Annotated in this window: 20 protein-coding genes; 10 read left to right on the top strand and 10 right to left on the bottom strand. The window is 68.5% G+C overall.

The features are described from left to right. The first annotated feature begins 58 nt into the window (after positions 1 to 58). From NA11_RS24880 to NA11_RS24870, 3 genes are read left to right on the top strand one after another with little or no spacing between them, the layout of a single operon-like run. Positions 59 to 1,090: a FecCD family ABC transporter permease gene (locus tag NA11_RS24880; protein ID WP_069164406.1), complete on the top strand. Its 1,032-nt coding sequence runs from the start codon at positions 59 to 61 to the stop codon at positions 1,088 to 1,090. Further along, a complete protein-coding gene (locus NA11_RS24875; RefSeq protein WP_245746151.1) occupies positions 1,087 to 1,914 on the top strand; it encodes an ABC transporter ATP-binding protein in 828 nt (275 codons plus the stop codon). Before NA11_RS24880 ends, NA11_RS24875 begins: the two co-directional genes overlap by 4 nt. 32 nt (positions 1,915 to 1,946) lie before the next feature. After that, positions 1,947 to 2,972 carry an ABC transporter substrate-binding protein gene (locus tag NA11_RS24870; protein WP_174567725.1) on the top strand — a complete coding sequence of 342 codons (1,026 nt, stop codon included), beginning with the start codon at positions 1,947 to 1,949 and terminating at the stop codon, positions 2,970 to 2,972. A 3-nt stretch (positions 2,973 to 2,975) separates the two neighbouring features. Here NA11_RS24870 and NA11_RS24865 read toward each other — a convergent pair whose 3' ends face one another. From NA11_RS24865 to NA11_RS24850, 4 genes are all read right to left on the bottom strand, one after another. Beyond that, positions 2,976 to 3,443, bottom strand: coding sequence for an SRPBCC family protein (locus NA11_RS24865; RefSeq protein WP_069164404.1), 468 nt, complete (start codon positions 3,441 to 3,443; stop codon positions 2,976 to 2,978). A 62-nt stretch (positions 3,444 to 3,505) separates the two neighbouring features. Next, positions 3,506 to 4,180 carry a dethiobiotin synthase gene (gene bioD / locus NA11_RS24860; protein WP_069164403.1) on the bottom strand — a complete coding sequence of 225 codons (675 nt, stop codon included), beginning with the start codon at positions 4,178 to 4,180 and terminating at the stop codon, positions 3,506 to 3,508. Between the two features lie 74 nt (positions 4,181 to 4,254). Next, complete coding sequence (locus NA11_RS24855; RefSeq protein WP_069164402.1) at positions 4,255 to 5,424, bottom strand: 8-amino-7-oxononanoate synthase; 1,170 nt, start codon at positions 5,422 to 5,424, stop codon at positions 4,255 to 4,257. Positions 5,425 to 5,469: 45 nt separating this feature from the next. Next, a complete protein-coding gene (locus tag NA11_RS24850; RefSeq protein WP_069164401.1) occupies positions 5,470 to 6,747 on the bottom strand; it encodes an adenosylmethionine--8-amino-7-oxononanoate transaminase in 1,278 nt (425 codons plus the stop codon). Between the two features lie 162 nt (positions 6,748 to 6,909). Between NA11_RS24850 and NA11_RS24845 the strand changes: the two genes are divergently transcribed. After that, the gene (locus NA11_RS24845; RefSeq protein ID WP_069164400.1) at positions 6,910 to 7,854 is read left to right on the top strand and encodes a bifunctional helix-turn-helix transcriptional regulator/GNAT family N-acetyltransferase; all 945 of its coding nucleotides are present in this window, start codon (positions 6,910 to 6,912) and stop codon (positions 7,852 to 7,854) included. On the opposite strand, the gene NA11_RS24840 is transcribed toward NA11_RS24845, so the two are convergent. Next, positions 7,834 to 8,313: a MarR family winged helix-turn-helix transcriptional regulator gene (locus NA11_RS24840; RefSeq protein WP_069164399.1), complete on the bottom strand. Its 480-nt coding sequence runs from the start codon at positions 8,311 to 8,313 to the stop codon at positions 7,834 to 7,836. The two genes, NA11_RS24845 and NA11_RS24840, sit on opposite strands and share 21 nt — an antisense overlap. A gap of 30 nt (positions 8,314 to 8,343) precedes the next feature. Here NA11_RS24840 and NA11_RS24835 point away from each other — a divergent pair, with 30 nt between their 5' ends. The 3 genes from NA11_RS24835 (at position 8,344) to treY (ending at position 13,594) form a co-directional block, all read left to right on the top strand. Further along, positions 8,344 to 8,892 carry a cupin domain-containing protein gene (locus NA11_RS24835; RefSeq protein WP_069164398.1) on the top strand — a complete coding sequence of 183 codons (549 nt, stop codon included), beginning with the start codon at positions 8,344 to 8,346 and terminating at the stop codon, positions 8,890 to 8,892. Positions 8,893 to 8,951: 59 nt separating this feature from the next. After that, a complete protein-coding gene (gene glgX / locus NA11_RS24830; RefSeq protein WP_069164397.1) occupies positions 8,952 to 11,072 on the top strand; it encodes a glycogen debranching protein GlgX in 2,121 nt (706 codons plus the stop codon). Positions 11,073 to 11,209: 137 nt separating this feature from the next. Next, on the top strand, positions 11,210 to 13,594 hold the full coding sequence (gene treY / locus NA11_RS24825) for a malto-oligosyltrehalose synthase (protein ID WP_069164469.1): 2,385 nt from the start codon (positions 11,210 to 11,212) through the stop codon (positions 13,592 to 13,594). On the opposite strand, the gene NA11_RS24820 is transcribed toward treY, so the two are convergent. Together NA11_RS24820 and NA11_RS24815 are read right to left on the bottom strand one after the other, a co-directional pair. After that, complete coding sequence (locus NA11_RS24820; RefSeq protein WP_069164396.1) at positions 13,580 to 14,722, bottom strand: T6SS phospholipase effector Tle1-like catalytic domain-containing protein; 1,143 nt, start codon at positions 14,720 to 14,722, stop codon at positions 13,580 to 13,582. The genes treY and NA11_RS24820 overlap by 15 nt on opposite strands. A 138-nt stretch (positions 14,723 to 14,860) precedes the next feature. Continuing rightward, positions 14,861 to 15,475, bottom strand: coding sequence for an MspA family porin (locus NA11_RS24815; RefSeq protein WP_245746149.1), 615 nt, complete (start codon positions 15,473 to 15,475; stop codon positions 14,861 to 14,863). A 152-nt stretch (positions 15,476 to 15,627) separates the two neighbouring features. Here NA11_RS24815 and NA11_RS24810 point away from each other — a divergent pair, with 152 nt between their 5' ends. Beyond that, positions 15,628 to 18,324, top strand: coding sequence for a helix-turn-helix transcriptional regulator (locus NA11_RS24810; RefSeq protein ID WP_069164467.1), 2,697 nt, complete (start codon positions 15,628 to 15,630; stop codon positions 18,322 to 18,324). Between the two features lie 255 nt (positions 18,325 to 18,579). Here the strand turns inward: NA11_RS24810 and NA11_RS24805 are convergent, their stop codons facing one another. After that, positions 18,580 to 18,804, bottom strand: coding sequence for a hypothetical protein (locus NA11_RS24805; RefSeq protein WP_069164395.1), 225 nt, complete (start codon positions 18,802 to 18,804; stop codon positions 18,580 to 18,582). A gap of 88 nt (positions 18,805 to 18,892) precedes the next feature. Here NA11_RS24805 and NA11_RS24800 point away from each other — a divergent pair, with 88 nt between their 5' ends. Beyond that, a complete protein-coding gene (locus tag NA11_RS24800; RefSeq protein WP_069164394.1) occupies positions 18,893 to 19,327 on the top strand; it encodes a nitroreductase family deazaflavin-dependent oxidoreductase in 435 nt (144 codons plus the stop codon). A gap of 153 nt (positions 19,328 to 19,480) precedes the next feature. After that, positions 19,481 to 20,836 carry a threonine ammonia-lyase IlvA gene (gene ilvA, locus NA11_RS24795; protein ID WP_069164393.1) on the top strand — a complete coding sequence of 452 codons (1,356 nt, stop codon included), beginning with the start codon at positions 19,481 to 19,483 and terminating at the stop codon, positions 20,834 to 20,836. Between the two features lie 231 nt (positions 20,837 to 21,067). On the opposite strand, the gene NA11_RS24790 is transcribed toward ilvA, so the two are convergent. Further along, positions 21,068 to 22,315: a serine hydrolase domain-containing protein gene (locus NA11_RS24790; RefSeq protein ID WP_069164392.1), complete on the bottom strand. Its 1,248-nt coding sequence runs from the start codon at positions 22,313 to 22,315 to the stop codon at positions 21,068 to 21,070. Positions 22,316 to 22,475: 160 nt separating this feature from the next. Then, complete coding sequence (treZ, locus tag NA11_RS24785) at positions 22,476 to 24,200, bottom strand: malto-oligosyltrehalose trehalohydrolase (protein WP_141717810.1); 1,725 nt, start codon at positions 24,198 to 24,200, stop codon at positions 22,476 to 22,478. Positions 24,201 to 24,486 lie beyond the last annotated feature (286 nt).

The raw sequence follows: 24,486 nt of genomic DNA, 5'->3' as shown, positions 1-24,486 counted from the left end.
GACCTCCCCTGCCGCGATCACTCTGGAGAGGCCGCGACTTGCCTGTGGAGCACCACCGATGACCCGTGTCCGCACGGCGATCGTCCTCCCCGTCCTCGGGGCGCTGTTGGTCTGCGCGATGATCCTCGCCACCGGTTTCGGCGCCGAGACGCTGCCGGTCTCGTCGGTTCTCGAGGTCTTGCGGCACCGCGTCACCGGACAAGCCCCCACCGATTTCGGGCTGGACACCATCGTCTGGCAACTGCGAGTGCCGCGCACAGTGCTCGCCGCGATCGTCGGCGCGGGGCTGGCGCTGGCGGGCGCCGCCATGCAGACGCTGGTGCGCAATCCGCTCGCCGACCCCTACCTGCTCGGTGTTTCGTCCGGGGCAGGCGTCGGAGCTGCCGCGGTCATCACCTCCGGGCTGTTCGCAGGCGCGGGCGTCTGGGCGTTGTCCGGCGGGGCACTGGTCGGTGCGCTGGCCGCCGCGGCGCTGGTGTTCGTGATCGCGGTCGCGCAGGGTGGGCTGACACCGCTGCGGCTGGTGCTGACCGGCACCGTGCTCGGCTCCGCGTTCGCCGCGTTGAGCAGCTACCTGATCTTCCGTCGCCCTGATCCGTCGGCCGCGCAATCGGTACTGTTCTGGTTGCTCGGCAGCCTCGCTGGCGCCGATTGGACGCGCATCGCATTGCCGCTGAGCGTGGTCGCGTTCGCCGTTGTCGCACTGCTCAGCGCCAGCGGCTGGCTCGACGCGCTGACCGTCGGCGCCGATACCGCCGCGTCACTCGGGGTTCCGGTCAAGCAGCTGCGCATCGGCCTGTTCCTGCTGCTCTCGATCCTCGTCGGCGTGCTCGTCGCGGTGTCGGGCGGCATCGGCTTCGTCGGCCTGGTCGTCCCGCATGCCGCCCGGCTCCTGGTCGGCCCGCGCCACCGCATCCTGTTGCCCGCCAGCGCGCTCTGCGGCGCCTTGTTCCTCGTCATCGCCGACGCGGCGACCAGAATCGTGGTGCGCCCCACCGAGATCCCCGTTGGCGTCCTCACCGGTCTCATCGGCGCCCCCGCATTCCTGATCCTGATGGGCAGGCGGCGCTACCGGTTCGGTGAATCGTGAACCGCGCCGAGAGCGCAACGCGCACAGCGAAGCGGCCGCCGACTGCCGGAGCGGTGGTGGTCGAGGGGCTCGCGTGTGCTGCGGGACGACGGACCGTGGTTGCCGACGTGAGCTTCGCGGTGCATGGCGGGGAGACGATCGGGATCGTCGGGCCGAACGGGACAGGGAAGACGACGCTGCTGCAGGTACTCGCCGGAGTACGCCGACCGGCGCACGGCCGGGTGCACGTGGATGGTCTTGTGCTGCACAATTTGTCGTCGCGGCAGCGAGCACGGACGGTGGCGCTGGTCGCGCAGGACGAGCGACCGCCCGCCGATCTGCGCGCCGGTGAGGTGGTAGCGCTCGGGCTCACCCCGTACCTGCCGCCGTGGGGCGCCGGTTCACCGCGCGAGCAGCAGCAGATCGAGAAGGCCTTGGCCACTGTCGATCTGGCTGGTTTCGCCGAGCGTCCAGTGCACCATCTTTCCGGCGGTGAGCGGCAGCGGGTGCTGCTGGCTCGCGCGCTCGTGCAGGACACCCCGGTGCTGCTGCTCGACGAGCCGACCAACCACCTCGACATCACTCATCGCCTGGAACTGCTCGCCCTGGCTCGCACGCTTGATCGCACCGTCATCATGGCGCTGCACGATCTGACGTTGGCCGATCGCTATTGCGACCGAATCCTGGTGTTGCACAACGGCGCAGCCCACCCCCTCACAGCACCGGAGACGGCCCTCGCGCCCGATGTCGTCGACACGGTCTTCAACGTCCGTGCCTTGCGCGTCGCGCACCCGGAGACCAATCACCCGCATCTCTTGATCACCCCGAGAGAGCCGACCCCATGACTAGCGGTCTGTTGAATTGGAAAGGCGAACGAATGAGGCATGTTTCCCGGGTGCTTGCGGCGGTTGTCGTCGCGGCGGCACTGGCCGGATGCGGCGCGGACAAGGCGGCCGGTGGGAATCTCACGGTCCGCAATTGCGAAGAGGACGTGCAGTTTCCGACGCCGGCCAAGCGGCTGTTCGTGAACGACGGGAACCTGATCTCGATGGCGCTCGCGTTGGGCGTGCAGGACCAGGTGGTCGCGGTGTCCAGCGTGCAGCGGGACGCGGACACGTTGCGCAGGCACTACGGCCCCGCCGTCGATCAGCTGAAAGATGTTGCACCCGAATACCCCTCGCGGGAAACGGTGCTGGCGCAGGGCCCCGACGTGATGGTCGCAGGCTGGAGTTACGGCTACGACGAAGCGAAGAACCTCACCCCCGACTCGTTGCGCAAGGCCGGTATCGCGGCCTACACGCTCACCGAGAGCTGCCGTCAGCGCAACGGCGAACGGCCGCGCGGCATCGTCGAACCGTGGACCGCGTTGCGCACCGACCTCACCAACCTCGGCGCCATCACCGGCCGCGCCGACCGAGCCGCCGAACTCACCGCCGACCTGGATCGACGACTTGCCGCGCTGAGCGCCGCGCCGCGCGGCGAGCGCACCCCCACCGTCTTCCTGTTCGACAGCGCCACCGATTCGCTCATGTCGAGCGGGAGTTTCGGTGCGCCCCAGGCGATCCTGGATGCCGCGGGCGGCCGCAACGCGCTGGCGGATGTGGCGGACACCTGGACGCGGGTGTCCTGGGAGCGACTCGCCGCCGCCGACCCCGACGCGATCATGTTCGTCGACTACCCGCCGCAGACCTTCGCCCAGAAGGTCGAGGCGCTGCGCGCGAAGCCGGGCATCAACCAGCTGCGTGCCGTCACCGAAGGCCGCTTCCTCAACCTGCCCTACGCGATGTGGACCAGCGGGCCGCTCAACATCGACGCCGCCGAGCAGATCCGCAAGCAGCTCGAGAGCTGGCACCTGGTGCCTTCCTCCAGCATTGCGCCGAAGGCCGACGACGCCATCCGCTGACGATCAGTCGACGGCGCGGTTCTCCGCGAGGGCAGCGAGCTTGGTGAGCGACATGCGCCAGCCGATCTCGTTGTCCTCGGCCGAAACACCGTCGGGCAGACCCTCGTGCGCCGCGGCGATATCGGTGCCGCCGTCGGCATCGGAGAGCGCGTAGGTGATCGTCTGCTCGCCGGTGACCGTCGGGTCGTCGGTCTCGAATTCGACGAGTTGCACGACCTCTTCATCCGGGACGAGCCGCGCGAACCGACCGTGGAACGTGTCGGTCTGCGCGGTCGTCTTGCCTGCCTCGGTCGGGTTGTCGTAGGTGAGCGAGATGCGGAACGCGCCGCCCTCACGGGCGTCGAACTCGTGCACCTCGCTGGTCATGCCGGTGGGCACCATCCACTGCCTGACCGCGTCGGCATCCAGAATCAGGCGATACACGGTCGCCTTCGGTGCCTGCACGTGCCAGTGAAGTCGAGTTGTGGCCATGCCGCCACGATAGATCGATCGGCCGCCGGCCTATCGCCATCTCGGAGAAGTAGCGGTCGGTATCAGGCGAAGGGTGACCAGGTCGGTTCGAACCAGCCCGGCGCCGCGGAGGCGAAACCCTCCCTGGTCCAGGAACCCGCGCCCGCGGGAATCGCACCGACGATGTCGACGCCGGTGACGCGCGGCAGGTCGACGCGGTTGCACGCGGCGGCGAGATCGGGCTCGACCGGCCAGGAGCCGATGACCAGCCCCGAGCACCGCACGCCCGCCGAATGCAGTGCGCGGGTGGTCAATTCGGTGTGGTTGAGGGTGCCGAGCCCGGCCGCGGTCACCACGACCACCGGAGCGTCGAGCTTCTCGGCAAGATCGAGCAGGGTGAAATCTCCGAGCCGGACCAGCAATCCGCCCGCGCCCTCGACCAAGGTGAGGTCCACGTCGGCGAGCGTGTCGATGGCGGCAACCGTTTCGGCCAACGTCAACTCCGGCAGGCCTGCACGCCGCGCGGCGGTATCGGGCGCAAGTGGGTCCGGGTAACGCGCCACCTCCAACGTCCGGGTAACGCCGCTGAGCTGCTCGATGGCCGCGATATCGCCGGGTTCACCAGGGCGGACACCGGTTTGGCCCGGCTTGCACACCGCGACCGTTTTGCCTTCGGCCAACGCCGCTGCCGCAATCGCGGCCGTGACGATGGTCTTGCCGACTTCCGTTGACGTCCCGGTAATCAGCAGAACACTCATACCCACACCTCACTCAGTTCGACTCTTGATCCTTCGCCGCGGGCAAGTAATCGGCAGCGCCCGCGGGTTACCTCTCACACCGGCACGGTCACCGACTCCGTGTCGGCCGCGCTCCGCGCCTCGGCCAGCACCTCACCGAGAACCGTTGCGATGGTGTCCAGTTCAGCAGAGGTCAGGTTCGCCCTCGCGGTGAGCCGGAGTCGCGACGTGCCCTCCGGCACCGAGGGCGGACGGAAGCACCCGACATCGAGGCCGCGGGTCCGACAGGCCTGGGCCGCCTCGAACGCAACCTGCGCCTTGCCGAGGACGACCGAAACAACCGCCGAATCCGGCTTGTCCACTGCGGCAATGCGCGCGATGTCCGCGGCGCGGTCCAGCACTCGGCTCGCCAGTTCGGGTTCCCGCCGCAGCACCCCGAGCGCGGCGCGGGCGGCACCGACGGCCGCGGGCGCTAGGCCGGTGTCGAAGATGAAGGTGCGTGCGGCGTCGATCAGGTGGGCGCGCACGCGCTCGCTGGCGAGGACGACACCGCCCTGCGCGGCAAGGGATTTCGACAGCGTCGCAGTGATCACCAGATCCGGCTCGCCCGCGAGCCCGAGCTCGTGCACCAACCCACGCCCGCCGTCGCCACGCACACCGAGCCCGTGCGCTTCATCGACGACGAGCACCGCTCCGCGCGCCCTGGTGACCCGGTGCAGCGCGATCAGCGGCGCGAGATCACCGTCGGCGCTGAACACCGAGTCGGTGAGCACCAATGCCCGTTCCTCGGTGCGCGCGGCCAGGATTCGGTCGACCGCGTCGACATCGCCGTGCGCGGCGACCTCGACCCGCGCGCGAGACAGCCTGCACGCGTCGACAAGTGAGGCGTGACTGCCCGCGTCGGACACCACCAGCGCGCCGCGCCCGGCCAGCGCGGTGACCGCGCCGAGGTTCGCCGCATAGCCGCTGGCGAAGACCAATCCCGCCTCGGCGCCGACGAATTCGGCGAGCTCGCGCTCCAGCAGCTCGTGCTCGGCCGTGGTTCCGGTGACGAGGCGCGAACCGGTCGACCCGGCACCCCAGCGCCGAATCGCCTCGACCGCACCGTCGATCACCTCGGGGTGGCGAACCAGCCCGAGGTAGTCGTTGGAGGCCAGATCGATCGACGGCGACTGCGCCGCCCTCGGCCGCAGTTCGCGGCGCAGCCCAGCGGCCACCCGCGCCGACGCGCGCTCATCCAACCAACTCAACGGATCGGTAGTCACAGCTCCGCAGCATACTTGAACACCGTTCAAGGTGCATAGCGCGCGCTAGGCAGACTGCGCGAGCACGGCCGCGCGGATCCCCGCCGCGATCGTCGCGATCTCCGCGGAGCTGCTGATGAACGGCGGCATGGCGTACACGAGATTCCGGAACGGCCGCAGCCAGACACCCGCCGCCACCGCCGCATCGGTGGCGCTGCGCATGTCCACCGGCCGGTCCAGCTCGACGACGCCGATCGCGCCGAGCACCCGCGCCTCGACGACGCCGGGCAGCCCTCGCAGCGGGGCAAGTCCGGCCTCGAGCTCGGCCTCGATCCGCGCCACCTCCGCACGCCAATCGCCCGCCTGCAGTAGCTCGACGGAAGCCACCGCGACAGCACAGGCCAGCGGGTTGCCCATGAAGGTCGGCCCATGCATCAGCCCGCCGTGGCCCGCACTGATCGTCTCGGCGATCTGCGCGGTGCACAGTGCGGCGGCCAGCGCCAGGTAGCCGCCGGTCAATGCCTTGCCGACGCACATCACGTCCGGGCGAACGCCGGCCTGATCGGCCGCGAAAAGCGTTCCGGTGCGGCCGAATCCGGTCGCGATCTCATCGAAGACGAGTAGCACGTCGTTCGCGTCGCACAGCCTGCGCAGGTCGGCGAGATAGCGCGGATCGTGCCAGCGCATTCCGCCCGCCCCTTGGACGACCGGTTCCACGATGACCGCCGCGAGGTCCTCCGCGTTGGTGCTGATGGCCCGTTCGAGCTCCGCGACGTACTCGGGCCGATAATCGCTCGGCGGCATCGGCGCGAATACCTGATCCACCAGCACATCGGTCCACAGCGAATGCATGCCGCCGGTCGGATCGCACACGCTCATCGGCGTGAAGGTATCCCCGTGGTAGCCGCCGCGCCAGGTGAGCAGCCGCCGCTTCTGCGGCCGATCCAGCGCCCGCCAGTACTGCAGGCACATCTTCACCGCGACCTCGACCGACACCGACCCCGAATCGCACAGGAACACCTTGTCCAGCCCGCCCGGCGTCAGCTCGACCAGCAACTCGGCCAGCCGGGCCGCCGGTTCGTGGGTGAGCCCGCCGAACATCACGTGGCTCATCCGCTGCGACTGCGCCACCAGCGCGGCATCGAGCACGGGGTGCCGGTAGCCGTGGATGGCCGCCCACCACGAGCTCATGCCGTCGAGCACCGTGCGCCCGTCGCCCAGCGTCAGCCGGACGCCCGAGGCCTCGGTGACGACCAGCGGTTCGGTGGTCGCGGGGAACCCACCGTAGGGATGCCAGACATGCTTGGCATCGAGGGCGGTGATCTCGTCAGGAGTCAGTGTCACAGGAATCCTCGCGGTCGCGCAGCACAGCTTGAACGGCGTTCAAGTTACCAGTCGGGCCCGCGACGGAAAGGCGTCCGTGCGAATTTCCGGACGCGATGCGATCACACGCCGTATTCTTTGACTTAGTCAACGATTGCCGGGCCATCGAGAAAGAGAGCCGTCGTGACCGTCGCCGCTGCCGCCGATATCGCCGCCGTTCGGGAGTTCAACCGCCGCTACACCCGCATCATCGGTGTGCTCCGCGAAGGACTACTCGGCAGCGAATATTCGCTGACCGAGGTGCGAATCCTGTTCGAGCTGGCCAACTCCGGGATCACCGAGGTGGTCACACTGCGCCAGGCACTCGACCTCGACGCCGGCTACCTGAGCCGGATCCTGGCCCGCTTCGAGAAGGCGAACCTGGTCCAGCGCAACCGTTCCGACAGCGACGGCCGCCGCCAAGAGGTCCGGCTGACCGCACGCGGCAAGGAGATCTTCGCCGTGCTCGACCAACGCTCCAGCGACGAGATCGGCTACCTGCTCAACGCCAAACCAGCGGCGTCACGGGCCCGCCTGGTCGCCGCGATGCGCACCATCGAGCAGATCCTCGACCATCCGGCCGCCGCGGCCGCCGCGCCCGCGCTCGTCGTCCGGGCGCCGAAACCGGGCGACTACGGCTGGGTCATCGAGCGGCACGCCCGGCTCTACCGCGACGAATACGGTTGGGACGGAACGTATGAGGAGTTGATCGTCCGGATCGTCGCCGACTATCTGAACGCGCACGACGAGCAGCGCGAGCGCGCCTGGATCGCCGAATCCGGCGGCCAACCGGTGGGCAGCATCTTCTGCGTCGCCGAGAACGAGACCACCGCCCGGCTGCGCCTGCTGCTGGTCGAGCCGACCGCCCGCGGCCTCGGTGTCGGATCCGCACTGGTCGAGGAGTGCCTGCGCTTCGCGACCGCCGCCGGATACCGGGAGATGGTGCTGTGGACCAACGATGTCCTCAGCTCGGCCCGGCGCATCTATCAGCGCGCCGGATTCGAACTCGTCGAGGAGAAGCCGCACCACAGCTGGGGCGCGGACCTGGTCGGTCAGACCTGGCGCCGCTCACTCGGCCCTGCCGACTGACTTGGCTTGTGCCCCAACGGGTTCGTCGGCGAGTTCCGCGCGAACCGTGACCAGCGCGCGGCGGAGGTCCGCGAGGCCATCGGCGCCGAGCGCCTCGGCGAGCGTGCCTTCGATGCGCCGAATCTGTGCGGCCGCAGTGCCGAGCGCGGCTCGGCCTGCTTCGGTCAGCAGCACCAGTCGCGCTCGCCGATCGGCGGGGTCGACCTGCCGTTCGACCAGTCCGCAGCGTTCCAGATGAGTCACCAACTCCCCCATCGACTGCTGGGTCATATACGCCGACTCCGCCAGTGCCGAGATCCGCGAACCGGCCGGGTCCAGGTGGCGGAAGACGGCGTAGTGCGCGGGGCGGAGCTGATCGTCGAGGCGCGCCCGCAACTCCCGGTCCAGCATGCGCTCATAGGCGGCGGTGGCCTGGAACAACAGCTTAAGCAGGGTGGCGTCCGAGTCGACCGTTGACATATTACGAAGGTTACCTTTATATCTTGAGTCATGGAAGACGAAACAACGCTCACCTTCCGCAACGGGCACCAGGTCACGCTCGTTGCCAGGGGCACGGACGAGCGAGGACCGTACCTGCGGCTGTGTCACACGCTGCCGAAGGCCGAACGCCAGGCTGGACCGCACTGGCACCCCGAACTCACCGAGTGGTTCACCATTCGCCAGGGCCGCGCGCGGTTCAAGATCGACGGAGTCGAGACCATCGCCAACCCTGGCGACACCATGACCGCGCCGGCCGGCGCCGTGCACGAATTCTGGACCGAGGCGCCGAATACCCTGTTCGACCACGAGATTCGGCCGCCGCTGCGGCACTGGGAGATGTTCCAGCTCTGGCACAAGCTCGACGTCGCAGGCAAGACCACCCGCTCGCGCCTGCCCCGCAATCCACTCGCGCTGGCATTGCTGTGGGATTACCAGGACGGCTATCTCGGCGGCGTGCCACGCTGGGCACAACACCTCGTCCTCGGCGGCCTGGCTCGCCTGGCCACCCTGCTCGGCTACCGGCGACGGTGGGCGCCTGCACCGCCGGTTCCTCGGTGACCCGCCCGATCTCCACCACCCACGCCGAGTGATAGGCCGCTGCCGCTAATGTCGTTGCTATGGCTCAGCCCGACACAGCGTCCGGTGACGCGACACCACTCGGTGTGTGGCCCGGCACCGCCTACCCGCTCGGCGCGACCTATGACGGCGCAGGCACCAATTTCTCCGTGTTCTCAGAAGTTGCCGACGCCGTCGAGCTGTGCCTGATCGCCAGGGACGGCACCGAATCCAGGGTCGTGCTCGACGAGGTCGACGGCTACGTGTGGCATGCCTACCTGCCCGCGGTCGGGCCTGGCCAGCGCTACGGGTTCCGGGTGCACGGCGCCTACGACCCGGAGAGCGGATTGCGTTGTGATTCGAGCAAACTCCTGCTCGATCCGTACGGCAAGGCCTTCGACGGCGCGTTCGACGACGACCCGTCGCTGTACACGTACGGCCTCGATTCGCTCGGCCACACCATGACCTGCGTGGTGATCAATCCGTACTTCGACTGGGGCACCGATCGCGCGCCGAACCGGCCTTATCACGAGACGGTGATCTACGAGGCGCACGTCAAGGGCATGACCGCCACCCACCCCGATATCCCGGAAGAGTTGCGCGGCACCTACTCCGCCATCGCGCACCCGGCGATCATCGAGCATCTGAAAGGCTTGGGCGTCACCGCGATCGAGCTGATGCCGGTGCACCAGTTCCTGCAGGACCGCGTGCTGCTCGATCAAGGACTGCGAAACTACTGGGGCTACAACAGTTTCGGCTACCTCGCCCCGCACAACGAATACGCCGCGATCAAACGCGCCGACAGCGCGGTGACCGAGTTCAAGGCGATGGTCCGTGCACTGCACGCCGAGGACATCGAGGTGATCCTCGACGTGGTCTACAACCACACCGCCGAAGGCAACCACCACGGACCGACCATCGGCTTCCGCGGCATCGACAACGCCGCCTACTACCGCCTCGTCGACGACGACCCTTCGCGCTACATGGATTACACCGGCACCGGCAACAGCCTGAACGTGCGGCATCCGCACACGCTGCAACTGATCATGGACTCGCTGCGCTACTGGATCCTGGACATGCACGTCGACGGCTTCCGCTTCGACCTGGCCGCCACGCTGGCCCGCGAACTGCACGACGTCGACCGGCTGTCCACGTTCTTCGATCTGGTGCAACAGGATCCGGTGGTCAGCCAGGTGAAGCTGATCGCCGAACCGTGGGACGTCGGCGAGGGCGGCTACCAGGTCGGCAACTTCCCCGGCCTGTGGACCGAGTGGAACGGCAAATACCGTGACACCGTGCGCGATTACTGGCGCGGCGAGCCTGCGACGCTCGGCGAGTTCGCTTCTCGGCTCACCGGCTCCTCGGACCTGTACGAGGCCACCGGCCGCAGGCCGAGCGCCAGCATCAACTTCGTCACCGCGCACGACGGCTTCACGCTGCGGGACCTGGTGTCCTACAACGAGAAACACAACGAGGCCAATGGCGAGGACAACCGGGACGGCGAGAGCTGGAACCGGTCGTGGAACTGCGGCGTCGAAGGCCCGACCGACGACCCGCACATCCTCGCGCTCCGCGCGCGGCAGAGCCGCAACCTGCTGGCCACCCTGGTGCTCAGCCAGGGCGTGCCGATGCTCGCGCACGGCGACGAGATGGGCCGCACCCAGCACGGCAACAACAATGTGTACTGCCAGGACTCCCCGCTGGCCTGGATGGATTGGTCGCTGATGCACACGAATTCGGACCTGCTCGAATTCACCCGCAACGTGATCGCGTTGCGCACCGAGCACCCCATCTTCCGTCGCCGCCGCTTCCTCGACGGCAGGCCGGTGCGCTCCAAGGACCGCGCCCGCGACATCGCCTGGCTCACCCCGGAGGGTGCGGAGATGACCACCGCGGACTGGGACAGCGGATTCGGCAAGTCACTCACCGTGTTCCTCAACGGCAAGGGCATCCACGAACCCGACCCGCGCGGTGAGCGGGTCACCGACGACTCGTTCCTGCTGTGCTTCAATGCCCATGACGAGGCAATGGACTTCACCTTGCCCGACACCGACTACGGCCTGGAATGGACTGTGGCACTGGACTGCTCGACACCGACCGGCCTGACCGAGGCAAGCTACCCCGCCGCGGCGACGGTGCCCGTCGAATCCCGTTGCCTGCTCGTCCTCCGTAACGTCGCATGACCCGAACGCCCATGCCGACACCGGAATCCGCCAAGACGCATGTTACCGAGCGCAGCGAGGGAACCAATCAACACAGCACCATCGGTCGCAGCGGAACCGAGCGCCAGCGAGGTGGAGCTGTGACCGACCCGCTGTCGATGCGCCGCACGCCGGCCAGGCAGACCACGGTCCGCAGCACCTACCGGCTTCAACTGCGTCCCGACGCGTTGACCTTCGACGATGCCCGTGCGATCGCGGAATACCTGCAGCAGCTCGGCATCTCGCACCTGTACCTGTCGCCGATCCTGACCGCGACGCACGGGTCGACGCACGGCTACGACGTCACCGATCCCACCACCGTGTCGGCGGCACTCGGCGGCCCGCTCGGGCTCAAGGCGCTGGCCGACGAGGTGCGCAGCCGGGGCATGGGTCTGCTGGTCGACCTGGTGCCCAATCACGTCGGCGTCGCCGATCCGCGGCAGAACCCGTGGTGGTGGGACGTGCTGCGCAACGGCCGCGAATCCAGCTTCGCGCATTACTTCGACATCGACTGGAGTCCGGCCAACGGCGCGGGCGGGCGCCTGGCGCTGCCGGTGCTGCAGAGCGAGAACGACCCGGCCGCACTCACCGTCGACCGGTCCGGCCCGGAACCGACACTGGCACTGCATGATCTGCGCTTTCCGATCGCGCCGGGCACCGACGGCGACAACGCGCTGCGCATCCACGACAAGCAGCACTATCGCCTGGTGAGCTGGAAAGCGGGCGTCTGCACCTACCGTCGATTCTTCGCGGTCAGTAGCCTCGCCGCGATCCGGCAGGAGGACCAGGAGGTCTTCGACGCCACTCATCGCGAGCTCGCCGCCTGGTGCGAGCACGACCTCATCGACGGCGTGCGGATCGACCATCCGGACGGATTGTCCTATCCCGCCGCGTATCTGGCGAAGGTGCGCAGGCTGATCGGCCCGCACCGGCTGCTGCTCGTCGAGAAGATCCTGGCCAACCGCGAGCCGCTCGACTCGACCTTGCCGGTCGACGGGACCACCGGCTACGACGCGCTGGCCGACTACGGCAACGTGCTCATCGATCCGGACGGCGAGCAGGCGCTGACCGAGCTGTCGCGGCGCATCGCCGGGCACGGCAGCGACCGCTCCTGGATCGGCGAGACCGAGCACCGGATCAAGCGGGCTGTCGCGGAAAACCTGCTGGCGCCGGAGATGCGGCGGCTGGTCGCGGCGATCAAGCGGGACGCGAACGCGGCGAGTTTCGACACCATGGCGCTGACCAACGCCACCATCGAGGTGCTCGCGTTCATGCCGGTGTATCGGGCCGACTACGCGCCGCTGGCAGGCATGATCGGCGCGGTCATCGCCGAGGTGGAGAAGCGCAACAGCGAGCTCACCGCGCCGCTCGCGGTGCTGGTCGCCGCGCTCGCCTCCGACGGCGAGGCCGCCGCGCGGTTCAGCCAGGTCTGCGGCGCGGTCACCGCGAAGGCGGTGGAGGACACCATGTTCTATCAGGCCGCACGGCTGGTCTCGCTGCAGGAGGTGGGCGGCAACCCGGCCCGATTCGGCCACTCGCTCAACGAGTTCCACCTGTCCAACAGCGAGCGCGCGCAGCGCTGGCCCGCCACCATGACGACGCTGTCCACCCACGACACCAAGCGGGGCGAGGACGTGCGGGCCCGCATCGGCGTGCTCTCCCAGGCCGCCGACACGTGGGCGCGCAATGTGGAGTCATGGACGGAGACCGCGCCGGGACCCGACGCCGCGACCACACTGTTCTTGTTACAGAACATGTTCGGCGTCTGGCCTGCGGACGGCAGGCCCGCCGCCTCGGTGCCCGGCCTGCGCGAGCGGCTGCACAGCTTCGCCGAGAAGGCGATTCGCGAAGCCGACCGCAAATCCTCGTGGGAGGAGCCGGATGCCGACTTCGAGTCCGCGGTGCACGCCTGGATCGACACGGTGATCGACGGCCCGGTCGGCTCCGAACTCGGCGACCTGGTGCACGAGCTCGCGCCGCACGCGTGGTCGGATGCGTTGTCGCAGAAGCTGCTCCAGCTGTGCGGGCCCGGCATCCCAGACATCTACCAGGGCTGCGAGCTGTGGGAGGACACCCTCGTCGATCCCGACAACCGCCGTCCGGTCGACTTCGCGGTCCGCGCCGGCATGCTGCAATCACTCACCGGCACACCGGCACTGGACACCACCGGTGCGGCGAAGATGTGGATCGTCGCCTACGCCCTGTGGCTGCGCCGGGAACGCCCCGACTGCTTCGTCGGCGGCACCTACCTGCCGCTGTTCGCCACCGGCGAGCAGGCGAGCAGGTTGGTGTCCTATGCCAGAGGCCGCGTCGGCGAGGCCCCCGAGGTGATCGTCGCGGCCACCAGGCACAGCGTCGACCTCGCCGAAACCGGCTGGGCAGACACCACGTTGGATCTGCCGCAGGGCAACTGGACCGACCGGCTCACCGGCCACACCTTCCAGGGCCGGGCGCGACTGGAGAAGCTCTTCGCCAGGCTGCCCGTCGCCCTACTGGTGCGCTGAGACCGGGCTGACCTTCTCCAGCAGCTCCTCGGGGAACATGCCGCCCAGCCGCGTGCGCCAGCGGCGCAGGTTGGGCGGGTCGTAGTCCGCATTCTCGTTGACCAGCGTGGCCAGCCGGATCCCCTGCTCGTGGCCGTTGGCCAGTTGCCGCCAGGAGTCCAGGTAGAACCGGGTGCTGCGCGGATGACGCAGCGTGCGAATGACATTCAGGATGCGGTAGCCCAGGCCGAGCGAGGGATGTGGCCGCATGTGATCCGGACCCGCCGCGCGGCAACGCTCGGACAGGTGCTCGAGCCGCTCACGGTCGAAGGCGAGCCCGACGGACTCGGCCTCGCGCACCATCCAGCGCAGGGTGATGTCGGAGAGCCCGCATTCCTGGTACCCACCGCCGATATCGCTGTGCACGCCCTCGAACCAGACCTGCTTCACCCGCTGGAATCCCCTGCGGTACTTCACGTTCGGTTCGATCGGCACCTCCCAGAGGCACGGCTCGAAATTGCGCCGCCGCTCGTCGATGGCCAGCGCCTGCCTGGCGCAGAACACGCTCGGGGCGAGTTTCACGTCGTGGAACTTGTACCGCAGCGAGGTCAGGCCTGGCACGCCGAGCGCACCGACGGTGTCGAAGACGCCGAGAAAATCGATCTTCGGCGCCTGCTCGTGGCAGTTCTTCTTACGAAAGTCCTTCCACGCCTGCGGAATCGAGCCGTCGGCGGGCGGCACCTCATGATGGATCCGCAGTGCCTCCGGGTACTTGCCGCTGATCATCGCCTCGGGTGTCAGCAGCCCGATGCGGTCGATCAGGCCCGCCAGGCTGCGCGCGGTGAACGCGCCGCGGCTGAAGCCGAAGATGTAGATCTCGTCGCCCGGCTCCCAGTTCAGGGCCAGGTGCCAGTACGCCGACGACAGGTTCGCCTCGAGGCCGAGGCCGAAGGCACCGCCCAACACGCGGTCGGTGAGGAAACCGCGCGCGCCGGGCCCTGAGACGTAGGTGACCCACTGCTGGATCTTCTCCCCCGTGGGACCGGGCGCGTCGAACCGGATCGTCTGCGCGATCTTGATGATGTTCGAAACCGTTGTGCTCGACTCTGCTTTCCAGGTGCCGTCACAACACACGACCAGGCGTTTCATGGACCCAATCCTCCCGCCGGAATCCTGATGAAACCCGCGTACTCGACTACTCGAATCATCGAGCAGCGGCTACGCGACGTTAATGAAAAACGTCTGTTTCAACAGTTTTCGGCGCGGGATGCCGGTCCGAACTACCCGTCAGAGCCACGTGGGGTCACCGAACACGGCGCCGGAGTCATCGACCTCCGGCGACTTCGCGTCGACGTAGGCGTACTGCCGGATCATGACCGGGCCGGTGCAGGAGTTCACCTTGATGTGGAAGTCCCGGACGCTCACCTGGATCAGCTTGCCCGGAATCATCTCCTTCTCCGCGAGCGCGATCTCGCCGACCTCGCCCGGGGAGAGGTTCAGGGTGGCGAGCGGGTTCGGATTGAAGGCGGGATTCTGCGCGATGATGATGTCAGGCGACATACCCATGGTGCCCGCGCCGATTGTCACCGCACAGCCGACGTGGTAGCCCATCCGCAGCTTGCCACCCGTCGCACCGTTGAGCCGTCCGTAGGCGACCGTGCTCACCAGCGCTTCACGAGTGGTGCCCATGAAGTTCAGCGGCGGGATCCGGTTGATCGTCTCGTCCCTGCTGCCGACGGTGAACTTCATCGCGGCTTCACCGGGCGCGGTGAAGGTCCGCTCGTGCCCCGGCATGCTTAGGATTTCGGCGTCCACCGACGGCGTGAGGGCAGCAACAGTCGCGCAGGCCACGGCTGTACCGGCCAGTGCCCGCGCAGCACTCTTCACGTTCATCGACGCCATAGCCGAGACTGTAGTAGCCGATCGCTATGTCAGTGGCGCACGACACGGCGTTGATCGCGAAGAGATCACGCCCGCGACCGGCAGCTCGTGTCCCGAACCTCGCTGAGGACGACCGTCCGATCGCCTATCGGGTCGACGGCTACGGTGTGGACATGCTCCACGGACGCGAAGCCGAACAACAGCGGATCGACCAGCTGCTTGCGGCGGCACGCGACGGACACAGTGGCGCGCTGGTCGTGCGGGGCGAACCGGGGATCGGGAAGACGGCGCTGCTGGATTATGCCGCTGCGCAAGGAATTCCGACCGTACGCAGTGCGGGGATCGAGTCGGAGGCGGAGTTGCCGTTCGCGGCGCTGCACCTGCTGGTGCGGCCGGGCATGGCGCTGGTGGACACGCTGCCCGAACGGCAGCGGGCCGCGTTGCGCGGCGCCTTCGGGCTCGGCGCGCAGGATCCTGGCGATCGGATGTTGATCGGCCTCGCGGTGTTGTCGCTGCTCGCCGAGGAGTCGGCGGACGGTCCGCTGCTCTGTGTCATCGACGACGCGCACTGGCTGGACCGGGCCACCGCGGAGACGTTGCTGTTCGCGGCGCGACGGCTCGATGCCGAGGGCGTGGTGATGATCTTCGCGACCCGCACCGGCGCGGACGACTTTCCCGCGCCCGGCCTGCCCGAACTGACACTGACGGGCCTGCCACAGGCGGCCGCGGCCGCGCTGGTGGACAGCCGCGACCCCGACCTGTCCCCTGCGCTGCGGTACCGGCTGCTCAGCGAGGCGGGTGGCAATCCGCTGGCGTTGCGGGAACTGCCCGCCGTGCTCGCGGCGGAATCGCCTGGCGCAGGGCCGAATCCGCTGCCGTTGACCCAGCGACTCCAAGTCGCCTTCCACGGGCAGGCGAGCAGGCTGCCCGCGCGCACCAGGCTGCTGTTGCTCGTCGCCGCCGCCGCGAGTACCGCCGATCTCGCCACGGTGCTGCGCGCAGGCGCTGCCCTCGACGCGAACCTGCCCGATCTGCAGCCCGCCGAGGACGCCGGACTCGTGCACAGCGACGGCCGGACGCTCAGCTTTCGTCATCCACTGCTGCGTTCGGCGATCTATCAGGGCGCGCCACTCACCCAGCGCCTCGCGGTGCACCACGCCCTCGCCACCGCGCTCACCGCACCCGAGGACGCGGACCTGCGGGCCTGGCACCTGGCCGCCGCGGCCACCGGCCCGGACGAAAACACCGCTGCCGCACTGGAACACACCGCCGACCGGGCCAGGCAGCGCAGCGGCTATCACGCCGCCGTCGCCGCCTACGAACGTGCCGCCGGGCTGAGCACCACCACGGTCGACCGGGCGCGCAGGCTGGTGCTCGCCGCCGAGACCGCAGGCGAAACCGGGCTCCCCGAACTCGCGGGACGATTAGCCGACCGCGCCGCCGCGCAGACCACCGACCAGCAGGTGCTCGCCCGCCTCGACCAGGTTCGTGGTATCGCGGAATTCGGTGCGGGCAAGCCGCTTTCGGCCCATCGCCTGCTGCTCGGCGCTGCCGCGGCGGTGCGCGAGTCCGATCCGCTGCGGGCCGCGCGCATTCTCATTCAAGCGCTGCACACGGCCTGGTATCTCGGGTCGGCGGAGCTGGCGGAGGCCGGCGATTTCCTGACCACACTCGCGCTGCCCGACACCGAACCGATGGCGCCCATCACGCGCTATGTGATCGCCGCAATGACGGGCACGCGCACCGTCGACCTGCGGACGGCCGCCGCCGCGGCCAGAGCCGCAGGCGCGGACAGTCCGCGCGACCTCGTGCAGATGTGCGGGATGGGCCTGGTCGTCGGCCAAGACGACCAGGCCGCCGAGCTGGCGGGCGAGCTCATCGCCGAAGGCAGAGAACAGGGCAGGATCGCCCTGCTGCCGACGCTGCTGTTCTTCCGTGCCGAGGCCGAGGCGTTCCTCGGCAGGCCCGGCGAGGGCAGGGTGGCCGCGACCGAGGGTTTGCAGATCGCCACCGACCTTGGGCACGGCCAGTGGATCAGCCAACTGTCCGCCTATCTCGCATATCTGGCCGCGCTGGAAGGACGGGCGCAGGACTGCAGGGACCTGGTCGACCGCGCGCTCGCCGAGGAACTCGGCGGCAGCGCGGCGCCCGGCGCACCGTGGACCCAACTCGCGCTCGGCCTGCTGGAACTGGGCGTCGGCAAGATCGAAGGTGCACTCACCCGGCTGGACGTGCTCACCGTTGAGCCCGCGCGGCATCATGTGGCCGGCCTGCGGGCGCTGCCCGAACTGATCGAGGCGGCAGTCCGGCTCGGTGCCCCGGACCGGGCGGGTGATGCACTCGACCGGCTGGCCGCGTGGTCGGCGAGCGCCGGGCAGGATTGGATCGCGGCGCTGCTGTCCCGATGCCGCGCGCTGACCGCGGCGGACGCCGACGCCGAACCGCACTATCTCGCGGCGCTTCGGCTTGGCGGCAGGCCGTTCGAACAAGCCAGAACTCAGCTGCTGTACGGAGAATGGTTGCGCAGGACGCGCCGCAAGGCTGACGCGCGGACCTATCTGCAGTCTGCGCTGGAGACCTTCGAGCGGCTCAACGCCGAACCGTGGGCTCAGCGTTCCCGCACCGAACTCGGCGCGCTCGGCTTGCGCACGAGTGGCGCGGCCACGCCCGCGCAGGGTGCGCTGGCCCGGCTCACACCGCAGGAGCTGCACATCGTGCGGCTGGCCGCCCAGGGCATGTCCAATCGCGATATCGCGGCGCAGTTGTTCCTCAGCCCGCGCACGGTCGGTCATCACCTGTACAAGGCGTATCCGAAGCTGGGGGTGGTGTCGCGGGGTGAACTCGCGGAGTTGCCACTCGACGCGTCCTAGGCCTCTGTCGGTGCCCCGGTCGGATGCGGACCTACTGTCGCCCGACGCGACCTAGGGCCTTCGTCGACCTCCCGGTCGGATGCAGGCCTACTGTCGCCCGACGCGACCTAGGGCCTTCGTCGACCTCCCGGTCGGATGCAGGCCTACTGCCGGTCGACGCGACCTAGGGCCTCTGTCGACGCCCCGGTCGGATGCGGGCCTACTGTCGCTCGACGCGACCTAGGGCCTTTGTCGACATCCCTGTCGGATGCGGGCCTACTGTCGGTTGGCCGCACGCCGGGTGGCTGCGACGCCGACGAGCCAGCGGCCGACGCCGACCGCGGCGGCGACCAGCACCGCGAGCTGCGGCGAGCCGGTGATCATGGCAAGAATCAGGCAGGTCACCAGCCCGGCGGCGAGCGCCTCGAGCTTGTAGACGGGCCACGCGCTGCCCGCGATCTCAACCGTCGCGGAGCGGACCGAAGGGTGAACAACTGCCATCTACTGAGGATAGACGCACAGGGAAGTTCGGTCCACCGAACTTTGTGTTGCCGGGAACACAGCACCCCGCGTCGGCGTTAGCGGGAATATGCCATTGACAGGAGAGTACGCACCGAGCACGTCCGGCTGGGCCCGCGAGCAGGCCGAGGCGTATGAGAATTCCGGCGGTACCGAGGGCACCATCTTGCAGGGCAAGCCAGTCATCCTGCTCACCACCAAAGGTGCCAAGACGGGCAAGTTGCGCAAGACCCCCCTCATGCGGGTCGAGCACAACGGCGAATACGCGGTGGTCGCCTCGCTGGGCGGCGCACCGAAGCACCCCGTCTGGTACTACAACATCAAGGCCGAGCCGCACGTCGAGCTGCGCGACGGCGAGGTGAACAAGGACTACACCGCCCGCGAGGTCGTCGGCGAAGAGCGCCAGCTGTGGTGGGACCGGGCCGCCGCGGTCTGGCCCGACTACAACGAATACACCAAGAAGACCGACCGGGTGATTCCGATCTTCGTGCTCACGCCGCGGTAAAAGCGGCCCGCAGTTCCGCAGTGAAACAGTGCGAGCGCTGTCGCATTTCGACGCGCGCGCCGCAGCAATTCGCCAGCGCGACGGCACGGCAATTCATCCCAGCACTACCACCCGCCGCATCCACCCGATGCGGCGGGTGGCAGCATATTTCGGGTGTCCAATCCGCTTGATGTCATCGACGCACTGTCCGCTTCTCGTCCCGCGCTGAGCGCGGACGAGATCGACGCTGCCACCAAGCGCATTGCCGACATTATCGAGCCGACTCCGCTGCAGCGCAGTGAGCGGCTTTCCCGGCAGACCGGCGCCAACGTTTATCTCAAGCGTGAGGACCTGTCCGCGGTGCGCTCCTACAAGCTGCGCGGCGCATACAACCTGGTGATGCAGCTGACCGCCAGTGAACGCGCCGCCGGTGTCGTCGCGGCCAGCGCCGGGAATCACGCGCAGGGCGTGGCATTCGCCTGCCATGCGATGGGCATCAAAGGCCGCATCTACGTGCCGACCACCACGCCGAAGCAGAAGTGCGACCGGATCAGGGTGCACGGCGGGGAATTCGTCGAACTGATCGCGGTCGGAGAAACCTACGATGCCGCCGCCGCGGCCGCCGCGGCCGATGTCCAGCGCACCGGCGCGACCATGGTGCCGCCGTTCGACGACGCGCGGACCGCGGCCGGGCAGGGCACCATCGCGCCGGAAATCCTGGAGCAACTCGGCACCTCGCCCGACCTGGTGATCGTTCCGGTCGGCGGCGGCGGCTGCCTCGCCGGCGTCGGCACCTACCTGCGGGATCGGTCCCCAGGCACCTCGCTGCTCGGGGTGGAACCTGCGGGCGCGGCCTCGATGGCCGCGGCGCTGGTCGCGGGCGGTCCGGTGACGCTGCCGGAGATCGACCCGTTCGTCGACGGCGCCGCGGTGCGGCGCATCGGCGCGGTGCCGTTCGCCGCGGTCGCCGGGTTCGGCGGCCGGGTGGTCTCGCACGCTTCGCTGCCGCTGCTGACCACCACCCAATCCCCCAGCGGCGCAGGGTCGTTCCGGATGATGCAGGTCGACGAGGGCGCGATCTGCACGACCATGCTCGACCTGTACCAGAACGAAGGCATCATCGCCGAGCCAGCGGGCGCGTTGGCGGTCACCGCACTCGACGAGATCGCGGTCGAGCCCGGATCGACGGTGGTGTGCCTGGTTTCCGGCGGCAACAACGACGTCTCCCGCTACGGCGAGATCATCGAGCGCTCGCTGGTGCACCGCGGCCTGAAACACTATTTCCTGGTGGACTTTCCGCAGGAGCCCGGCGCGCTGCGCCGCTTCCTCGACGAGGTGCTCGGGCCCGACGACGACATCACCATGTTCGAGTACGTCAAGCGCAACAACCGCGAAACCGGCTCGGCGCTGGTCGGTATCGAGCTCGGCGCCCCGGATGGGTTGGGCCCCTTGCTGGAACGGATGGACGAGTCGCCGATCCAGTGCGAACGGCTGGAGCCAGGCTCACCCGCCTACCGCTATTTGACCTGAGCTGTGCCGATCGGCGTCGTTCGCGGCCCCTCCGCGGTAACGCTGCGCTACCGCCTCCGGGCCTGACGCGAACACCGCTGCGCCCCATCGGCGTCGTTCGCGATCCCTCCGTAGTGACGCCGCGCTACCGCCTCCGGGCCTGACGCGAACACCGCTGCGCCCCATCGGCGTCGTTCGCGGCCCCTCCGTAGTGACGCCGCGCTACCGCCTCCGGGCCTGACGCGAATGCCGCTAGGCCGCCACCTCGCGGGTCTCCTGAACGGGGACGCGCCGGGTGGCGCGCAGGCAGTTCATCAGCATCGGCAGCAGCCAGAATGCTGCGGACTGGTCGTAGCTCAGCTGGCCCGCGGAGAGGCGGTTGTGCACGAACCCGACCGAAAGGCCCAGTCGCGGTTCGGCCCAGCCGAAGGACCCGCCGAGACCGATGTGGCCGAACCCGGCGCGCGCACCCGGCATCGGCAGCGAGTGGTAGCCGAGGCGCCACATCATAGGCGCGTAGAACAGCGCGGAATCCAACCGGTACGTCTGAATTCGCCTGATCGCCTTGATGGTTCGCCTGCTGAGGTACTGATGTCCTGCCGCCATACCGTCATTGGCGAGCGCGCCGTACATGGTGGCGAGTGCGGGCGCGGTGCAGACCCCGTTGCCCGCGCCGAGCTCGGTCCGCAGGATCGGCGGTTCCTCGCCCGCCAGGAGACCTTCCAGTCCTGGCAGGAACAGGCAGCGGGTCGCGGCGCCGAGCGCGCCGGGAATCAAGTGGCTTCGGCCCAATACCATTGCGCTGACGGGATTTCCGAGCGCCGTGAGTTGCGTCCCGGCCAGCGGCGCGTAGCTCGTCGCCGCCTGCGCAGGCGGGCTGCCGAGGTGGATGCCGTCGATACCGAGCGGGTCGGCCACCTCGGTGCGGAACAGCTCCGCCATGCCACGGCCGGTGATCGCGCGGGCCAGGCCCGCCATCAGCCAGCCATAGGTGAGCGCGTGATAGGCCGGAACACCGAGCAGACGATCAGGTTTGGCCTCGGCGAGCCGCTGCTCCATCAGCTGATGGTCGAGCACGTCGTCCATGCCGGTGGCGATCGGCGCCAGCGCGGACAGGCCTGCGCTGTGCGTCATCGCCTGGCGCACCGTGATCTTGTCCTTACCGTTCGCGCCGAACTCGGGCCAGTATTCGGCGATCGGGGCGGCATAGTCGAGCAGGCCGCGGTCGGCGAGCCGGTGGATGACGGTGGCCGTGACACCCTTGGTCGCGGAGAAGATGATCGACCCGGTGTCGTGCGTCCACGGGGTGCTTCCGGTGGATCCGGTCCAGATGTCGAGCAGTGGTTCCCCGTGCAGATGCACCGTCAGCGCGCCGCCCGCGCCCTTCCGATGTCCGAAGGTCCTGGCGAAAGCGCGTACCAGTGGGGCGAATTCGGCGGTGGCGTGGCCTGCCATCCCGGCGGGGATCGGCGCTAAGTCCCCGGAAGCGTCATTGCTCATCTTTCTACGGTAATGGCGAGGGTCACCCCGGGCAATGCATCTGTCTCGGACAGTGACGCATTGTGATGTCGCCGCAACCGGATTCGACCCCCGCTGCCTGGACGTCGCTGATGGTGTGCGGAATCCGTTACCCGAATGCGGCGCTACCTCACCACACCGGTTATTCGACCGAGAGGATCGCGAACGAGTGTGCGGGAATCGTTGTCGCCTTCGGGCCCAAAGTCGGCGGCTCCCACGACAGCAGCGAAACGCCGGTGACCGGCACCGTCACCTGATCTTCGGACAGATTGCACACCAGCAGCAGCGCGCCGCGGCGCAACACGATCCAGCGGGCGTGCTCGTCGTAGTCGACCGACACATGGGTGAGCCAGGGATGGGTGAGCTCCGGCCTGATCCGGCGCAAGGCGATCAGTTTGCGATAGCAGTTCAATAGCTGAGCGTGCCTGGCCGACTCCGGTTCGGCCCAATCCAGTTTCGAGCGAAGAAAAGTCGCGGGATCCTGCGGGTCGGGCACCTCGTCGGTGTGCCAACCATGTTCCGCGAACTCGGCTTTACGACCGCTCGCGGTGGCGGCGGCGACCACCGGATCGGTGTGCGAGGTGAAGAACAAGAACGGGGTGCGCGCGCCCCATTCCTCCCCCATGAACAGCATCGGCGTGTACGGCGAGCACAGCACCAGTGCGGCTTTGATCGCCAGCTGACCGTCGGTGAGATAGGCACTCGGGCGGTCACCGACGGCGCGGTTGCCGATCTGATCGTGGTTGCAGGTGTAGGCGAGCAGCGCGCTCGCAGGGATCAGGCTCTCATCGATCGGGCGACCGTGGATGCGGCCGCGGAAGCTGGAAAACGTTGCGGCGTGAAAGAATCCGTGCTTCAACGTACTCGCCAAGCACCGCAGCGAACCGAAATCGGCGTAGTAGCCCTGACGTTCGCCGGAGACGGCGGTGTGGATCGCGTGGTGCAGGTCGTCGTTCCACTGCCCGGTCAGCCCGTAACCGCCTGCGGCGCGCGGCGTGATCAAAGTCGGGTCGTTGAGGTCGCTTTCGGCGATCAGCGTGAGTGGGCGGCGGACGTGCGGGGCCAGGCGTTCGGTTTCGACGGCGAGCTCGGCGAGCACATGAGTGGCGGTGCGGTCGACCAGGGCGTGCACCGCGTCGAGCCGCAGTGCGTCGATGTGGAAGTCGCGCAGCCAGCGCAGCGCGTTGGCGATGATGTGCTTGCGCACCTCGTCCGAGCCGGGACCGTCCAGGTTGAGGCTCTGCCCCCAGGTGTTGCGACCATCGGTGAGATACGGCGCGAACCGGGGCAGATAGTTGCCGGAGGGTCCGAGATGGTTGTAGACAACGTCGAGAGCGACCGCGAGGTTGCGCGCGTGGCAGGCGTCGACGAAGCGCTGCAAGCCGTCGGGCCCGCCGTACGGTTCGTGCACCGCATACCAGAGCACGCCGTCGTAACCCCAGTTGTGGGTGCCGTCGAACGCGTTCACCGGCATCAACTCGACCACGGTGATGCCGAGATCGACCAGATGGTCGAGGCGTTCGATGGCGGCGTCGAACGTGCCTGCCGCGGTGAAGGTGCCGACGTGCATCTCGTAGAACACCGCACCCGCCAACGGCCGCCCGGTCCAGTCGCCATCGGTCCACACCGAGGGATCGAGGCGGTGCAGCGCCGACCGTTCATGCACTCCGTCGGGTTGCCGCGCCGACCGCGGATCCGGCAACACCGTCGAATCATCGTCGAGCAAGAACCCGTACCGCGCCCCCGTCGCGGCCGTCACCTCCGCCCGCCACCACCCGCCCCGCGCCCGCTCCATCGGATGAATCGCGCCATCCACCTCCACCCGTACGCGCTCCGGCCGCGGCGCCCACACCTCGAACAAGGTCACCAAGCCAGCATTCCACGCCCACCCCCACCTCGCCCGCCCCAATCCCCCACCCCAGGCAATCCCCCTCCATAGATCCACACCTCTTCTGGAGTTGGTCGGTTGATCACGGGGCACTGGTGGCGGCATCATCCGAGTAGCCCCGCCACCAGTGCCCCCTCAGCACGAAACCAACCCTTCTGATCCCACATACCGAGATCGCAGGCCTCCCCGAGACCAGCACCCGTGGCAAGCCGTGCCTCAACACCGAAATCCGCACCCCTACTGCGCATTCGCACCGGTTGCGGAG

The sequence above is a fragment of the Nocardia altamirensis NBRC 108246 genome (assembly GCF_001612685.1).
GTDB classification, from domain to species: domain Bacteria; phylum Actinomycetota; class Actinomycetes; order Mycobacteriales; family Mycobacteriaceae; genus Nocardia; species Nocardia altamirensis.
Note: the sequence above shows the minus strand (reverse complement) of the source record. Positions and strands in the feature narration are given on the sequence as shown.

Bases quoted from the DNA above. Each gene is read 5' to 3' on its own strand.
- NA11_RS24880 (WP_069164406.1), top strand. From the start codon at position 59: ATGACCCGTGTCCGCACGGCGATCGTCCTCCCCGTCCTCGGGGCGCTG.
- NA11_RS24870 (WP_174567725.1), top strand. From the start codon at position 1,947: ATGAGGCATGTTTCCCGGGTGCTTGCGGCGGTTGTCGTCGCGGCGGCA.
- NA11_RS24865 (WP_069164404.1), bottom strand. From the start codon at position 3,443: ATGGCCACAACTCGACTTCACTGGCACGTGCAGGCACCGAAGGCGACC.
- bioD (WP_069164403.1), bottom strand. From the start codon at position 4,180: ATGAGTGTTCTGCTGATTACCGGGACGTCAACGGAAGTCGGCAAGACC.
- NA11_RS24840 (WP_069164399.1), bottom strand. From the start codon at position 8,313: ATGTCAACGGTCGACTCGGACGCCACCCTGCTTAAGCTGTTGTTCCAG.
- NA11_RS24835 (WP_069164398.1), top strand. From the start codon at position 8,344: ATGGAAGACGAAACAACGCTCACCTTCCGCAACGGGCACCAGGTCACG.
- glgX (WP_069164397.1), top strand. From the start codon at position 8,952: ATGGCTCAGCCCGACACAGCGTCCGGTGACGCGACACCACTCGGTGTG.
- treY (WP_069164469.1), top strand. From the start codon at position 11,210: ATGCGCCGCACGCCGGCCAGGCAGACCACGGTCCGCAGCACCTACCGG.
- NA11_RS24820 (WP_069164396.1), bottom strand. From the start codon at position 14,722: ATGAAACGCCTGGTCGTGTGTTGTGACGGCACCTGGAAAGCAGAGTCG.
- NA11_RS24815 (WP_245746149.1), bottom strand. From the start codon at position 15,475: ATGGCGTCGATGAACGTGAAGAGTGCTGCGCGGGCACTGGCCGGTACA.
- NA11_RS24810 (WP_069164467.1), top strand. From the start codon at position 15,628: ATGCTCCACGGACGCGAAGCCGAACAACAGCGGATCGACCAGCTGCTT.
- NA11_RS24805 (WP_069164395.1), bottom strand. From the start codon at position 18,804: ATGGCAGTTGTTCACCCTTCGGTCCGCTCCGCGACGGTTGAGATCGCG.
- NA11_RS24800 (WP_069164394.1), top strand. From the start codon at position 18,893: ATGCCATTGACAGGAGAGTACGCACCGAGCACGTCCGGCTGGGCCCGC.
- NA11_RS24790 (WP_069164392.1), bottom strand. From the start codon at position 22,315: ATGAGCAATGACGCTTCCGGGGACTTAGCGCCGATCCCCGCCGGGATG.